Annotated in this window: 11 protein-coding genes; 6 read left to right on the plus strand and 5 right to left on the minus strand. The window is 43.2% G+C overall.

From position 1 onward, the window contains the following. Positions 1 to 74: 74 nt before the first annotated feature. From HQR03_RS11545 to pnuC, 5 genes are all read right to left on the minus strand, one after another. Positions 75 to 995, minus strand: a complete 921-nt coding sequence (locus HQR03_RS11545) for a DMT family transporter (protein WP_173240267.1) — start codon at positions 993 to 995, stop codon at positions 75 to 77. Between the two features lie 408 nt (positions 996 to 1,403). Further along, the gene (creD, locus tag HQR03_RS11550; RefSeq protein ID WP_173240268.1) at positions 1,404 to 3,089 is read right to left on the minus strand and encodes a cell envelope integrity protein CreD; all 1,686 of its coding nucleotides are present in this window, start codon (positions 3,087 to 3,089) and stop codon (positions 1,404 to 1,406) included. Positions 3,090 to 3,267: 178 nt separating this feature from the next. Beyond that, positions 3,268 to 3,792 (minus strand): TIGR00645 family protein, encoded by a 525-nt coding sequence (locus tag HQR03_RS11555; RefSeq protein ID WP_173240269.1) that lies wholly within the window; start codon positions 3,790 to 3,792, stop codon positions 3,268 to 3,270. A 63-nt stretch (positions 3,793 to 3,855) separates the two neighbouring features. Continuing rightward, positions 3,856 to 4,440, minus strand: coding sequence for an AAA family ATPase (locus tag HQR03_RS11560; RefSeq protein ID WP_025650802.1), 585 nt, complete (start codon positions 4,438 to 4,440; stop codon positions 3,856 to 3,858). Continuing rightward, positions 4,391 to 5,095: a nicotinamide riboside transporter PnuC gene (gene pnuC / locus HQR03_RS11565; RefSeq protein WP_173240270.1), complete on the minus strand. Its 705-nt coding sequence runs from the start codon at positions 5,093 to 5,095 to the stop codon at positions 4,391 to 4,393. The genes HQR03_RS11560 and pnuC overlap by 50 nt, the downstream gene beginning before the upstream one ends. Before the next feature lie 292 nt (positions 5,096 to 5,387). Between pnuC and HQR03_RS11570 the strand changes: the two genes are divergently transcribed. The 6 genes from HQR03_RS11570 (at position 5,388) to HQR03_RS11595 (ending at position 14,141) form a co-directional block, all read left to right on the plus strand. After that, positions 5,388 to 6,533: a beta-ketoacyl-ACP synthase III gene (locus HQR03_RS11570; protein WP_173240271.1), complete on the plus strand. Its 1,146-nt coding sequence runs from the start codon at positions 5,388 to 5,390 to the stop codon at positions 6,531 to 6,533. A gap of 243 nt (positions 6,534 to 6,776) precedes the next feature. Next, complete coding sequence (gene prfA / locus HQR03_RS11575) at positions 6,777 to 7,865, plus strand: peptide chain release factor 1 (protein WP_173240272.1); 1,089 nt, start codon at positions 6,777 to 6,779, stop codon at positions 7,863 to 7,865. A 153-nt stretch (positions 7,866 to 8,018) separates the two neighbouring features. Next, the gene (lysS, locus tag HQR03_RS11580) at positions 8,019 to 9,557 is read left to right on the plus strand and encodes a lysine--tRNA ligase (protein ID WP_173240273.1); all 1,539 of its coding nucleotides are present in this window, start codon (positions 8,019 to 8,021) and stop codon (positions 9,555 to 9,557) included. A gap of 219 nt (positions 9,558 to 9,776) precedes the next feature. Then, positions 9,777 to 11,042 (plus strand): hypothetical protein, encoded by a 1,266-nt coding sequence (locus tag HQR03_RS11585; protein WP_025650797.1) that lies wholly within the window; start codon positions 9,777 to 9,779, stop codon positions 11,040 to 11,042. 87 nt (positions 11,043 to 11,129) lie between these two features. After that, a complete protein-coding gene (gene dnaX / locus HQR03_RS11590; protein WP_173240274.1) occupies positions 11,130 to 13,007 on the plus strand; it encodes a DNA polymerase III subunit gamma/tau in 1,878 nt (625 codons plus the stop codon). A gap of 234 nt (positions 13,008 to 13,241) precedes the next feature. Beyond that, the gene (locus HQR03_RS11595; RefSeq protein ID WP_025650795.1) at positions 13,242 to 14,141 is read left to right on the plus strand and encodes a LysR family transcriptional regulator; all 900 of its coding nucleotides are present in this window, start codon (positions 13,242 to 13,244) and stop codon (positions 14,139 to 14,141) included. Positions 14,142 to 14,251: the final 110 nt, after the last annotated feature.

Consider the following 14,251-nt stretch of genomic DNA (forward strand, 5'->3'; position numbering starts at 1 on the left):
GTTCATGGTTGCAATCTCACTTTGGTCGGTGGATAAAGACTTTGATGCTAGCGCATCTAGGTCTTTTTTTCACCTCATATTTGGTATTGCACTTCATGTGTTAATCTAAGATTTAAAATAAATATTAAAACCGCACCCAAAATGACCGTGCTTGCTATGATAAAGTTTATGGTCAGTTGCTCCGATAAAAATACCACACCAAGCATGGCAGCCAATACCGGTACGCAGAGTTGTACTACTGCCGCCTGCGTACTTTTCAGTAAGGGCATTGCCATATACCAAACGCTGTAGCCCATGCCAGAAGCAATTGCGCCCGATGCGCAAGCCAATAAGATGCCCTCGATACTGATCGTTGCTAACGATATGTTTTTTAAATAAACCATGCTCATGATGAGTAGTAGCGGAATCGCAAATAGGCTCCTGAGAAAGTTAAAGCCCGTCGCTCGTAGCGGTGACACGCACGCTTTACCGCGTATACTATATATCCCCCATGCCACGCCACTGATGGCCATCAATGTCGCTGCCAATACTGACGGCACAGCCGCTGATGGCAACATGAGATAGACAAATCCTGCCACTGCCACTATAAAAGCCAGCCATTGTAAGGCACTTAATTGCTCTTTTTTATATATCCCCCAGCCAATCATGGTGAGCTGAACCGCTGAAAATAGAATCAGTGCGCCAGTTCCGGTATCAAGCTCAACATAGGCGATTGAAAAGCAAAGTGCATAAACCACCAAACTTATACTACTGAGCCAGCTACCTCTGTCGCTTAAAATGGCCTCGCTAGTGGGATGCTTAAGAGTTGCTTCGTTGCGTCGTAAATTATAGCTATAAACGCCCATAATAATGCTCAGACAGAGCGCACCGCTGAGCAGGCGAATGATGGTGAAGTTCCATGCATCTATATAACCTTCTGCTAACGCCATTCTACAAAAAAGAGAGTTTGCGGCAAATGCTATTAAAGCAATAATCGTATATAACGTGGCTTTCAAAATAATCCCTACAGTCGTTAAATTGGCTTTTTGAATAAATGGCAGTCGTAATGACAACGATAATAATAACGACAATGACTACGGCTTATCGCTTTAGCCCTATATCGTAATGACGATAGTATAGTGCAATACCAAAAAACCTGACTGACAAATTAAATGTAAACATACCCTATAAATAGATTCGATTGAAAAATGACGATGAAAGATGAGCTTATAGTGAACCGACTCTAATCAGGTGAATATAAAAAAGATACAGCGTGACTGATATAAACTTTTTATAGCCTCTGTCTGGGTAGGTACAGCAAGCAAGAAAAATTTGTAGCAGTCACGCATCATAATGTTGTGTGTCTATTTTATTTAGTATTGACTAAGGTCTGTTGAACATTCAAATGTTCAACAGACCCTATATTAAGCAATCTTATACCAGTCGATTTTACGGGTCATGACCATCACGCAGGCTAGCAATACAAAGCAGAAGATAGCACCCAATAACAGGTTTAGGTCTTCTGTGGTCAAAATACCATAAAAGGCGGCATACAGACTTCCCAATATAGCGGTAAATATGCCCGCTCGCTTGATACCATCTAATACATAATAAGTGTACCAACCAATCAATCCGACACAGGCGCTTGCAGCAACTGCATAGGCTTGCCAAAAGACGATTTGCTCGGCCAGCGGTAGCAACAAGACGTAAAAGCACAGCAGTGCACAACCGACCAATAAGTATTGGATAGGGTGAATACGGCTGGATTTGATCACCTCAAATAAGAAAAATGTACCGAACGACACCAAAATTAATAGCAGTGCGTACTTCATCGTGCGCTCTGTTTGTAAATACACGTCATTTGGCTCCGCGAAACTCACTCCAAAGCTACTTAAGCGCACATCTCGGTCGCTATTGGACACGATATTACCCTCTGCTGTGACAATGCCTTCTATTGCTGTGATAGCCTCATCATCTTGGTCAGCGCTATCGAGCACGGCGCTACTGGCTACCATACATTGATTATTGGCAGTGCTGACACACTTTGATAAATTTTGATTGTTAGCGACCGTTAGATATTGATTTTGCCATTTGGCCTCAAAGCCTTTTGAGGTGAATTTTTTAGCATTGGGCAAGGCTCTGCCAATAAAATTTGGGGCATGCCAATTGCTGCGCATAGATAGCTCAAAGTTTTGCCCCGTTGGCACGGTATTTAAGGTGCTAATACCTGAGAGAGGCAAGTCCACCACAATATCAAGCGCTTGATGACGACTATTATCTGATTGCTGACCGTCTAAGTCTTGATGGTTTGGGTTTTGGCTAATAGGCGTTTGTATGTTAGAACTTTGCGTATTTAGTGGTTCGCTATTCAGATTTTCAGCCACAAGGTTTGTTTTTTCTTGCTGGCTTGCGCTCGTTGTGGTTAATCGATTCAAAACATCGTTGGGCAACGATACTTCAACATAGCTTAAGCCATTAAGCATGGCACTCTGCGGATAGGTTGCTTTGATGGCTTGCTTGTCGATCGTTACTGTTGGTAAGGTTGCCACACCGCGCAAATCAGAAACTGGAATAATCAACTTAGCGTCATTCCAGTGTATATCGGTCTTTTCTGTTTTTGTGTTGCCATTGCCATTGGTACTATTGTTAGCTGTGCTAAGGGTTTTTGAGTCGTTACTCACCGACTGGTTATCTGCTATTAAGCGTTGTAGGGTTTGATTTATGGTATAACTTTGATCGAATTTTAACGCGCCGTTATAGCTAGTGGCATGATAAATCCCTCGTCGATAGGTGTCCGTACTGACTTCAAGGTCTTGAGTGGCGCTAGTTTTATTAGCAAAGACCGTTAGCGTCGATGAATAAGCGGATTTGCATTTAGCGGCATCGGTATCGCCTACTATTGAGCATTCTGGCGTTATGGTGGTTGGAATAATGATGAAAGGGGTAATGACTTCTTGCGGATTGACGTGCTGCTGGGCGATTTCCTTCACCACTGATTGTGCATAATATTGTCGTTCAGCGATGACAGTGCGAAACATCATGAGCCCGACGACAAAAATAATGCAGAGCCCCACGATGATAGTCAATTTGGTGAATAGTGTTTTTTGCATAAGAGTGCCTCATATGAATCTTTATTCCAAAACTGTGCATATAACAGTCAGTAGGTTCAAAGAAGATCATAGAGGAGAGATAAAGAAAAAATATGTAAGAACGATGGAGAGTGTGTGGAAAAAATAAGCCTTAGTGTTTTCTGATATCAGTATTTTCTGATATCAGTGCTTTCTGGCATCAGTGTTTTTTAGTATCACCAACCACTTTATCCATAATAGCAAACAATAAGCCAGACACTACGAAAGTCATATGAATGATGACTTTCCACATGAGCTTGTCCGCTTCACCATTACTCAATTCATTAGGAATGTCCATAAATGATTTTAAAAGATCAATTGCAGAAATAGCGACGATGGCACCAATGACTTTTAGTTTTAGACCAGAAAAATCTACTTTACCCATCCAACTAGGTCGATCAACGTGATCACCAGTGTCAATTTTTGAGACAAATATCTCATAACCACTAAATATGATAATTAATAATAAGCTGGCTACTAAGGAGAGGTCGACTAATACTAATATATTAACAATGACGTCTGATACAGAAGCGCTAAATACAGTATTAAACATCATGATTGTTTTTTGAATGAATTTTATAAATAATAAGACAATCCCTAAGATCAGCCCTAAATAAAAAGGCGCTAATATCCAGCGGCTGTTAAAGATGATTTTTTCTAGGTATCGTTCAATATTTTTTAGCATGGACATCTCTTAATGCTCTTAAAGGTTGTAGGTCATTTACTGATAACGTGGTATAGGATGGATTTAAGAAAGCCATTCGAGCACTTGTTGTACCCGCTCATCTCTATCACCACCTATGCGATGAAATGGCTTTTGGTGACGGGTCAGCTGACTTTCAAAATAAGCACTGATTTCGTCGCGCTGATGCGGGCTATCGCGCAAATCATCAGCGACCCACGGGATATCAACTTCGGTTAATAAAATCAAGTCATAATGATGTATTAACGCCGCATTGGTGAGCGCTTTAGGGCAGTCGCCATAATACCAATTGGCGTAAACCATCAGCTCAAATAGACTGGTATCACAGAATAAGTAGCGCGCTCTATCCGGCATTTGAGCGGCTTGTTCAGCGAGTTCATTTTCTAGTTTTATTTGACCCTGCGCAATGGGGAGTAAGTCGTCCCAAGTACAGGTCAGTTGCTCCTTATCCCATTTCGCTTGTAGATAGGTGCGCATGTATTCTGCTACCCAAGGGCAGCCAAAATGCGCTGCCAAGTCGCGACATAGCGTGGTCTTACCAGTGCTCTCTGCCCCTAGAATAGCGACATTGATGACCGATTTAGGCGTATGCTGCTTTAGGTTGCAAGCGGTAACGTCGTTGCCATTCATAGTAAGCCCAAATTGCGATAAGTGTGAAGACTACGTATTGTAGTGCGGTGAAGGTCAATCCTTTGTAAAAGTACAGCGGCACAGAAATAGCATCGGCGACGATCCACAGTAGCCAATGCTCAATTTTGCGCCGTGCCATCAGCCACATCGCCATCAAAAACAGCGCGGTGGTCAGCATATCGGTATAGTCCACCCAAGTAAATAAGTGCACTCCAAGTACAGCACCATCGAAACTAAACCCATTATTAATCACTGGTCGGAAGTAATAAACCAAGGCAACGAAAGCGATCGTGCCTGTTGCTAAGGCTGATAGAGTAGGAATGTCATCGGAATGTAGATGTTCTATTTGGACATTGTCTACTTGCTGAACCTCACTATGGTGAGATTTTTTATTCTTTGACCAATTAATCCAGCCATATAGACTCATAACCGTATAATAGGCATTGATAAACATGTCACCGAATAGCTGCCATTTCCACAGTAGATAGACAAAAATGGCAGTGCTGACCAGCCCGATGGGAAAGACAAGGATATTGGTTTTGCTGGCAAGTAACACACTGGCCACGCCAAAGATGACCGCGATTAATTCGAGCGCTATAAATACGGTAGGGTAATCGGCATATTGCCCAAATAACCAGTTAAGAAGTTCAACCATTAATATTCCAAATATGAGCTTTTATAAGTATCTGTCATGGATTTTACGAGAGTATGTGCCATTGATTATAGCGTAGCTGTCTTAAGTAACTGACTCGAAATAAAGACAGTTTTTGTTAAATCTTAGCAAGAAACGGATTATTTGTAACAAAGTATTAGAAAAATTAAAATATTCAGGCATAATAAAGGCACTGATTTTAAGTTTACAGTTATTCACTGAAAATGAACGATTGTTATTTTCTCCATTTTTATGCTTATTCCAAGCCCTATAGTAGTAGACAAGGAAGCTTATCATGACGACTTGTATCACAGGCACCGGCCTATATATTCCCCCTTATAGCATCAGCAACGAAGAGCTGGTGGCGTCTTTTAACCAGTATGTTGATAATTATAATGCAAAGCATGCTGATGACATAGCAGCAGGCACGGTGACTGCACTTGAGCCCTCATCGGCCGCTTTTATCGAAAAAGTCTCTGGCATCAAATCTCGTTATGTCATGGAAAAAGACGGTATCTTAAACCCAGAAATCATGGCACCCGTGATTCCTTATCGTCATTTAGGCGAAGAGCTGTCAATTATGGCTGAGATGGGTGCTGCGGCGCTCAAAGATGCCCTTGCTGATGCTGGACTTGAGGCCAATGATTTAGACGGTATCATCCTTGCCTGTTCAAACTTCCAACGTACCTATCCAGCAGTCGCTATCGAGATTCAAAAAGAAATCGGCATGATTGGCGGCTTTGCTTATGATATGAACGTGGCTTGTAGTGCCGCGACTTTTGGTCTATCACAAGCGCATGGCTCTATCGTCTCTGGGCTTGCCAAGCGCATTGCGGTGGTCAACGTTGAGATTACTTCAGCGCACCTTAACTGGCGCAATCGTGACAGTCACTTTATCTTTGGTGATGTCGCAACCGCCTGTATCGTTGAGGAACTAGACACGCCAAAAGGTTATGAGATCATCAACTCGAAGTTGTTTACCGAATTTTCAACCAATATCAAAAACGAATATGGTTTTATGGATCGCTCAGAGTTTTTGGCGGCGCAGACTGAGATGTATCCAGATATCAAAGAGCCGGTTACTGATAAACTGTTTTTACAAAACGGCCGCAAAGTATTCCGTGAAGTTTGTCCAAAGGTATCAGAAATCATCACCGAGCATTTGCATGAGAACGAAATGCAAGCCAGTGATGTAAAAATGATGTGGTTACACCAAGCCAATGCCAACATGCTAGATTTAATCTTGCGCACCGTTGTTGGACGTGATGCCGATAAGGCGATTGTGCCAAGTGTTATCGCAGAATTTGCCAATACCAGTTCAGCCAGCCCAATGATTGTCTTTCATCGTTATAAAGACGCGCTAAAATCTGGTGATTTAGGTGTGATTTGCTCGTTTGGTGCTGGTTACTCTATTGGGTCGGTACTGGTTCGTAAGGTCTGATTTTTTAAGCCTTAAGTCTTAATTATTGTTTAAATAGCCAAGAATATTCTTGGCTATTTTTTTTACTTAAATTTTAAGCAAAGCTTATGCTGTATTCAAATCATCAGAAAAAAGTGTCGATATGACACAAGTAGCAGAAAAGTTTGTCCATATATCGACAAGAATGCCTAGAGGTTTTAATTTACCCCAAAAAATTTGCTATAATCACGGTCTTATTCCTCTTATCCAATTAAAAGTCCTTTTATGAAAGAATCCTTACGCCTGCGTTTAGACCAGATGGTAGACCGTTATGAAGAGGTCACCGCCTTATTATCAGACCCCAGTGTCATCAGCGATAATAATAAATTCCGTGAATTGTCTGTCGAGCACAGCGACTTGATGGATATCACTACTTTATGGCAGAACTATGTGCGTGCAGAGACGGATCAGGCCGATGCTGAGACTATGCTAGCCGATGCGACAGATCCTGACATGAAAGAGATGATGCAAGAAGAGATTGACAGCGCCCGTGATACCATCGTAGAGATGGAAGAAGCGCTCAACGTCATGATGTTGCCAAAAGATCCCAATGATAAAGTGCCAGCTTTCTTAGAGATTCGTGCTGGGACAGGTGGTGATGAAGCGGCGATTTTCTCCGGTGATTTGTTTCGTATGTATCAAAAGTACGCGCAGACTCAAGGCTGGACAATGGAAGTGCTATCAGCCAATGAAGGCGAGCATGGCGGCTATAAAGAAATCATTACTCGTGTGTCCGGCAACAGCGTCTATGGTCGTCTAAAGTTTGAGTCTGGTGTACACCGTGTGCAGCGTGTTCCTGAAACGGAAAGTCAAGGTCGCGTGCATACCTCAGCCTGTACCGTTGCAGTTATGCCGGAAGTTGAGATTGATGACACCGTTGATTTAAATCCAGCAGACATTCGTTTTGACACCTTTCGCTCAAGCGGTGCCGGTGGTCAGCACGTTAACACCACGGATTCAGCTGTACGCTTAACACACATTCCGACCGGTACCGTGGTAGAGTGTCAACAAGAACGTAGCCAACACAAAAACCGTGCGCAAGCGATGAAAATGCTGATCTCAAAAATCCAGCAAGTCAAGGTGCAAGCGCAGGTTGATGCGGCAGACACCATCCGTCGTGACTTGGTCGGTAGTGGCGATCGCTCAGAGCGCATTCGCACTTATAACTTCCCGCAAGGTCGTATGACCGATCATCGTATTAACCTAACGTTATACAAGCTTGATGCCATTATGGAAGGTGATTTGGATGAGATTCTTGATGCATTGTTACGCGAGTATCAGGCGGACTTGATGGCCAGTATTGGTGCGGACTAAAGCCATTGGTTTATAAAAGCGAGACACTGTCCACCTGACAGTGTTTGTTTGTCTATAGCTGTTTTTTTACAGCTGACTATGATGATAATAAGTATAGATTCAATTCACCGTTTTCGTTTGTTCCTTTAATTACCTAATAATTTTGAGAGTGTTATGTCAAATTCCAACAATAAAAATCAGAATCAAGAGCAAGCCCCAGAAGATGCTAACGAACTTATCGCCCAGCTACAAGCCAAGCTAGACGATATCACTGCTTCAGGCAAACAGCCGTATCCAAATACGTTCAAACGCACCGATTATGCGCAAGATTTGCAAACAGCTTTTGATGGCATCTCAAAGCAAGAAATTGAAGAAAAAGCGGCGAATGGCGAAAAAACACAGGTCAACGTAGCAGGTCGAGTCATGCTCAACCGTGGCTCGTTCATTGTCATCCAAGATATGAGCGGCCGTATTCAGCTATATGTCGCACGTAAAGAGCTCGATGATGAGACGCGTGCGAGCATAAAGTCGCTAGATTTGGGTGACATCGTAGGTGTATCAGGCTATATCGGTCGCTCAGGTAAAGGCGATCTATACGTGCATATCGAAGAGATCAGTCTACTAACCAAATCATTACGTCCAATGCCAAATAAATTCCATGGTTTGGCAGATGTGGAAGCCCGTTATCGCAATCGTCATCTTGATTTGATGACCAATGAGACAACTCGCGATACCTTTATGATTCGCAGTCAGGTTGTCAGCGGTATTCGTAAATTCATGCTGAATGAGCGCTTCATGGAAGTTGAAACGCCAATGATGCACCCGATTCCAGGGGGTGCTGTTGCACGTCCGTTTGTGACGCATCACAATGCTTTGGATATGCCGCTTTATTTACGTATCGCGCCTGAGCTTTATTTGAAGCGTTTGGTGGTTGGCGGTTTTGAGAAAGTATTCGAGATTAACCGTAGCTTCCGTAACGAAGGCGTCTCAACCCGTCACAATCCTGAATTTACGATGATTGAGTTTTATCAAGCGTATGCGGATTATCATGACTTGATGGATTTGACCGAGCGTTTATTTAATGAGTTGGCGATGGATATCTTGGGTACGACTGAGATTACTTATCAAGAAGAAGCCATCAGCCTAAAAGCGCCTTTTGAGCGTTTATCGATGCCTGATGCGATTGCCAAATATGCCGAAAACTTCGACATGGCGCATATCAATGACCGTGAGTATCTAGCAGAGTACGCCTCGACCACCCTTAAACAGCAAGTAAAAGAGGGCTTTGGTGTGGGTAAATTGCAAACGATTATCTTTGAAGAGACCGCTGAGCATCAATTGCGTCAGCCAACCTTTATCACTGAATATCCTGCAGAGACGTCGCCATTGGCACGCCGTAGCGATGATAACCCTGAGATTACTGACCGCTTTGAGCTATTCATCGGTGGTCGTGAATTGGCCAATGGTTTTAGTGAGCTGAATGACCCTGCCGATCAGGCAGAACGTTTCCGTGGTCAAGTCGCTGAAAAAGACGCTGGTGATGATGAAGCGATGCATTTTGATGAAGACTATATCGAAGCTTTATCTTATGGCTTACCACCGACAGCAGGCGAGGGCATTGGTATTGATCGCTTAGTGATGCTATTTACGGACTCAGCAAGCATTCGTGATGTGATTTTATTCCCACATATGCGTCGCAAGCTTGACAACTAGACTAGAGTCTACTTACTATGAAATATAGTCACTCCTATATAATTTAGATAGGGTATCAGGCTCGCTTAGTCTACTACTTGTCGTACTTTACTCGCCTTCCTTGTATCTAAATTATATTGAACTGGCTATCACACTGTTACTGAACTGAGTATAAAGCGAGTTTTGCAACGTTGGTGGCAGACACTCAGTTATTTATGAGCACTCATCTATAGGGATATTATGGACACTCAGCACGCACCGCTCTCAGTTTGGCAGCAGATGATTCAGCAAAGCTTCTTATCTTTGTATGACGTATCAGAGGACAATAGCAATCATCCCGAGCATGCCTTTCAGGGTTATGACTTTGTTTGTGAATTCTCTGGTGCGACGGTTTACCTTATCGTTAATGATGTGGTGATGCAGGCTAACCAGCAAGAGATTGATAGTACACAGGTGCGTGAGTGGAGAAAGGAAGTTGTCAACCAATTAATCAAGCGTCATGCCCAGCTTTATCTAAAAAATGACAAGGTACTGGCTGACGTAAACGCGTCGGCATCGGACAAGGCAATTTATTTTATTGGTTTGACGTCACTCGCCATCAAGCATGAAGGCGATAACCCAGAGTCGCAGCCCTATACCGTCAATTACGAATATGGCAGTCAGTTCTTTGCTGAAGACTGTGTGCTGGACTTGGACGATGAGCAGAGTGTCTTGCAAGTATTTAGCCATCAAAACTTTGTCGACATTCTTAATCAGTTGGTGACTCCGAGTGATCTCAGTGCTTATTTGGATTTTCACCGCCGCAAGCTTGCTGGCTTTGAGACGTTTCAAGACGAGTCAACGTTACTTGCCCAGTTCTTACAGTCACCTGATTTTCATCAAAGAGCCATTGAGGTGCAAGAGCAGTTGGTTGCTCACCAGTTAATAGACCAAGTGGAACCTCGCTTGCTTAAAGCTGCAGAACCTGACCAAACCGCTTTTGCTAATGCGTTGATGCTAGAGATTCAAAAGAATACTCGCATGTGGTATAAGCTCTTTAATCGCTTGATTCAGCAGTATTATGAGGAGGGGACGCCACTGCCAAAAGAGCAGGTCGATGTGTTAGTTGATGAGTCGATGTATACCTATGCGTGTTTAATAGAAAAAATATTGGCACATAGAACGATTGATCAAAACTCACGGTGGAATGGTTATGTTCGTCATGAGCATTCTTATCATGTATTTGGTCGTCACTATTTGATGGTGTTCTATGGACAGGATGAAAATAGTGCATTGAGTGCAGACAAAGTTCGCGCATCGCATCAGGATTTATTGTTTGAGCTTAATTCACAAATGCAGCAGCCGGTAATGGATGATTTGTTTTTAATTGGCGTAGAAGTTAGACCGTGCGAGGACAGCGTTAATACCGAGGTGTACATTGACACTTTTCATCAGAATGGCTCGGCTATCGATGCAAACACGCAGCGCTTATACGAGCAGTTGGCTGAGTTGCGATCGCAGTCATAGACTTTCCTTACTATAGATCGCTGATTTGATGCTTTAACTATATTTGTACTTTTTTATATATTCGTACTTTTCACATTGGCAGTTACTATGACGCAGCAATATCAAGTTTTAGCTCGCAAATACCGCCCAAAAAACTTCCATGAGTTGATTGGGCAAACGCACGTCTCGCAAGCATTGATAAATGCCATTGATTACAATCGTCTGCATCATGCCTATCTGTTTACGGGTACGCGCGGTGTCGGTAAGACGACGATTGCACGTATATTATCCAAGTGCCTGAATTGTGATACTGGGGTGACCAGTACGCCTTGCGGTGTGTGTGATAATTGCGTTGCCATCGATCAAGGTCGTTTTATTGATCTGATCGAAATTGATGCGGCCTCTCGCACCAAAGTGGAAGACACCCGCGAGCTGCTAGATAATGTGCCTTATGCACCAAGCCAAGGACGTTACAAAGTTTACCTGATTGATGAGGTGCATATGCTGTCCACGCATAGCTTCAATGCACTACTCAAAACCTTGGAAGAGCCGCCTGAACATGTGAAGTTCTTGCTCGCGACCACTGATCCGCAAAAATTGCCAATTACTATTATCTCGCGCTGTTTACAGTTTGTTCTACGCCCGTTGCCGCAAACCTTGCTGAGTGAGCATTTGGCAAATGTCCTTACCCAAGAGCAAGTAGGCTATACCCAACCTGCACTTTGGCAATTGGCCAGTGCAGCAAAAGGTTCGGTACGTGATGCTTTATCCCTAACCGATCAAGCCATTGCTTTTGGCCAAGGTGCGCTTGATGATGTCACGGTCAATGCCATGCTCGGTTTGATTGATGCCGCTGACTTGGTGCGGCTCATCACTGATATCTATAATCATGACAAGTCTGCCGTCGCTGCTCATATTGAGCAGATGCGTGCGCAAATGGTTGATGCGACGAGTATGTTTGATGGGCTGGCAGAGCTATTACATCAGTTGGCATTGACCCAGCTACTGCCCGAAGTCGCTCTCAATGTCAATGAGGCGCAAGCCCAAGATATTAATGCGCTGGCACAGCATATCAGTCCTGAGGTATTGCAGCTGTATTACGAAATCGTTGTGCAAGCGCGTGAAGGCGTGAAACTTGCCAGTACACCGATGCAAGCGCTGGAGATGTGTATCTTACGTCTGTTGGCCTTTCGTCCATTACCAATAGACGAAATACTAAACCCTACTTATGATGACTCCGTGTCATCTGAAGTACCCGCCATAGAAAATACATCTTCTACGCAGGCGACCATTACCCATTCAGCTTCGATGCCGCCGTTACAGCCTTATGATATCGACTATCAAGAGCAGGTCAGTATTGAGCAGCCAAACGCTAGTTTTGACAGTAATGAAGTCAGTGTTGATCCAACTCATGAATCAGCACACACGTTGGATGTGTTGGATAGTAGCGCAAATGCTGAACCCGTTGTTGAGCCTGAACCCGTTGTTGAGCCTGAACCCGTTGTTGAGCCTGAGGCGAATGATTCTCAATTAACATCTGAATCTGATGATCCACGCACTTTACTTCGTTGCCCACCGCAAGAGTTGGTAGGTGCGTGGACACCAGAGAAGTGGGACTATTGGCTACAAACCGCTCGTGAAGCGGAGGTTTTGGCTCAAGATGAATTGGCACTTGCCCGTCAAGGTATGATGACTGGTCTATGCAATGGTAAAGCTACCTTTGTTACCAGTGTCGACAGTAAGCACTTGCAGATGACCTTTCAGCAACTGGCAGAAAAACTACAGCAGCAATTTACACAGGCAGAGATTGGCTTGCAAATCGATGGTAGCGTCATGCAAGCAGAAGACAAAACGCCTGAGCGTCGCCAACAAAAGCGTTTGATCCAAGCGAAGACGGTTGCAGAGGCAAAATTGCTAGATACACCCGTGATGAAATATCTGACCGAGCGCGGCGAAGGAAAAATGGGCAAAGTTCAGTTATATTAAACAGTTGCAAATTTTAGTAATGGCATTGTTTACCAATTAAATAATCATTAAATGTAATGTTATGATTAAAATATCAAGGTGATGTTCGTTTATCACCTTGATATTTTTGCTTTTATTAACAGATAAATAGGATCTATTTATAAGGTAAGCTACATTTAAAAACGGTAAGATTAAATAAAATACTTTATAATGGTTAAGTTATATTAAAAACTGAAAAGTGGCTTAGGTGAGTATATGTTAGATAATTTACGCGGTATGGCCGTGTTCGCCAGTGTGGTCGGACACGGCTCTTTTAGTGGTTCAGCTCGAGAGCTTGGCATCACAACCAGTGCAGTCAGTCAACAAATTCGTTCGTTAGAAAATGAGCTTGGCGTGGTGCTATTGCATCGCTCTACTCGTAAGCTCAGCTTAACGGAAGCGGGTGAGAGCTTTTATGAAGCGGCAAAAGACGTGGTTAGCGCGGCCGAACAAGGTAGAATCAAGGTCAATCAGTTACGTGATGAGCTCGCTGGTAGCTTACGTGTGGCCACGACACCCGAGCTTGGGGTCAACCATATTTTACCGGCCTTGTCGACTTGGATGGCGGCACATGATGACCTAAGTATTACTTACTTAGCAGACAATCATTATATTGATATGATTGATGAGCGTATCGATATTGCGATTCGTATGAGTCCAACGATTAATGATTCTAATTTGAGCAGTCATCCATTGACGGATGTACGCCAAATGCTTGTCGCCTCACCACAGTATCTGCGCCAACATGTAAAATTGAAAACGCCTAAAGATTTGGCCGAGCATCAGCTGATTTGTATTGAAATCATGAAGGACGCCAATCAGGTTGATATGATTCAGACCGAAACAGGTAAAAAATCACGTATAAAAATGAATTCGCGCATTTATACCAACAATGTCTTTATGGCCACGACTTTAGCCAAAGAAGGGCACGGTTTGGTTAGAATGATGGAAATGGATATTAAAAAAGAGCTCGAAAGTGGTGAATTGGTGGAAGTCTTGACCGGTTATCAGCTGCCGAGTTTTGTGCTCTATGCCGTTACTTTGAACCGCGATCAGCAACCTGCAAAAATTACGCGTTGTTTAGAAGTATTGAAAAAATACTTTCATGCTAATTAAGTCGAGCGTTTAATGATCTTTACTTGAAAGTATTTTAAAGCGTTAAAAAGCAAAAAGCCTATAGATTAGTTATCTATAGGCTTTTTGAGTGTGAGCATTTGATTAAATCA

The sequence above is a fragment of the Psychrobacter okhotskensis genome, from assembly GCF_013248965.1.
GTDB lineage: Bacteria > Pseudomonadota > Gammaproteobacteria > Pseudomonadales > Moraxellaceae > Psychrobacter > Psychrobacter okhotskensis.

What these genes read in the sequence shown, in the direction of transcription:
- creD (WP_173240268.1), bottom strand. Translation starts at nt 3,089, where the DNA reads ATGCAAAAAACACTATTCACCAAATTGACTATCATCGTGGGGCTCTGC.
- HQR03_RS11555 (WP_173240269.1), bottom strand. Translation starts at nt 3,792, where the DNA reads ATGCTAAAAAATATTGAACGATACCTAGAAAAAATCATCTTTAACAGC.
- HQR03_RS11560 (WP_025650802.1), bottom strand. Translation starts at nt 4,440, where the DNA reads ATGAATGGCAACGACGTTACCGCTTGCAACCTAAAGCAGCATACGCCT.
- prfA (WP_173240272.1), top strand. Translation starts at nt 6,777, where the DNA reads ATGAAAGAATCCTTACGCCTGCGTTTAGACCAGATGGTAGACCGTTAT.
- dnaX (WP_173240274.1), top strand. Translation starts at nt 11,130, where the DNA reads ATGACGCAGCAATATCAAGTTTTAGCTCGCAAATACCGCCCAAAAAAC.
- HQR03_RS11595 (WP_025650795.1), top strand. Translation starts at nt 13,242, where the DNA reads ATGTTAGATAATTTACGCGGTATGGCCGTGTTCGCCAGTGTGGTCGGA.
- lysS (WP_173240273.1), top strand. Translation starts at nt 8,019, where the DNA reads ATGTCAAATTCCAACAATAAAAATCAGAATCAAGAGCAAGCCCCAGAA.
- HQR03_RS11585 (WP_025650797.1), top strand. Translation starts at nt 9,777, where the DNA reads ATGGACACTCAGCACGCACCGCTCTCAGTTTGGCAGCAGATGATTCAG.
- pnuC (WP_173240270.1), bottom strand. Translation starts at nt 5,095, where the DNA reads ATGGTTGAACTTCTTAACTGGTTATTTGGGCAATATGCCGATTACCCT.
- HQR03_RS11570 (WP_173240271.1), top strand. Translation starts at nt 5,388, where the DNA reads ATGACGACTTGTATCACAGGCACCGGCCTATATATTCCCCCTTATAGC.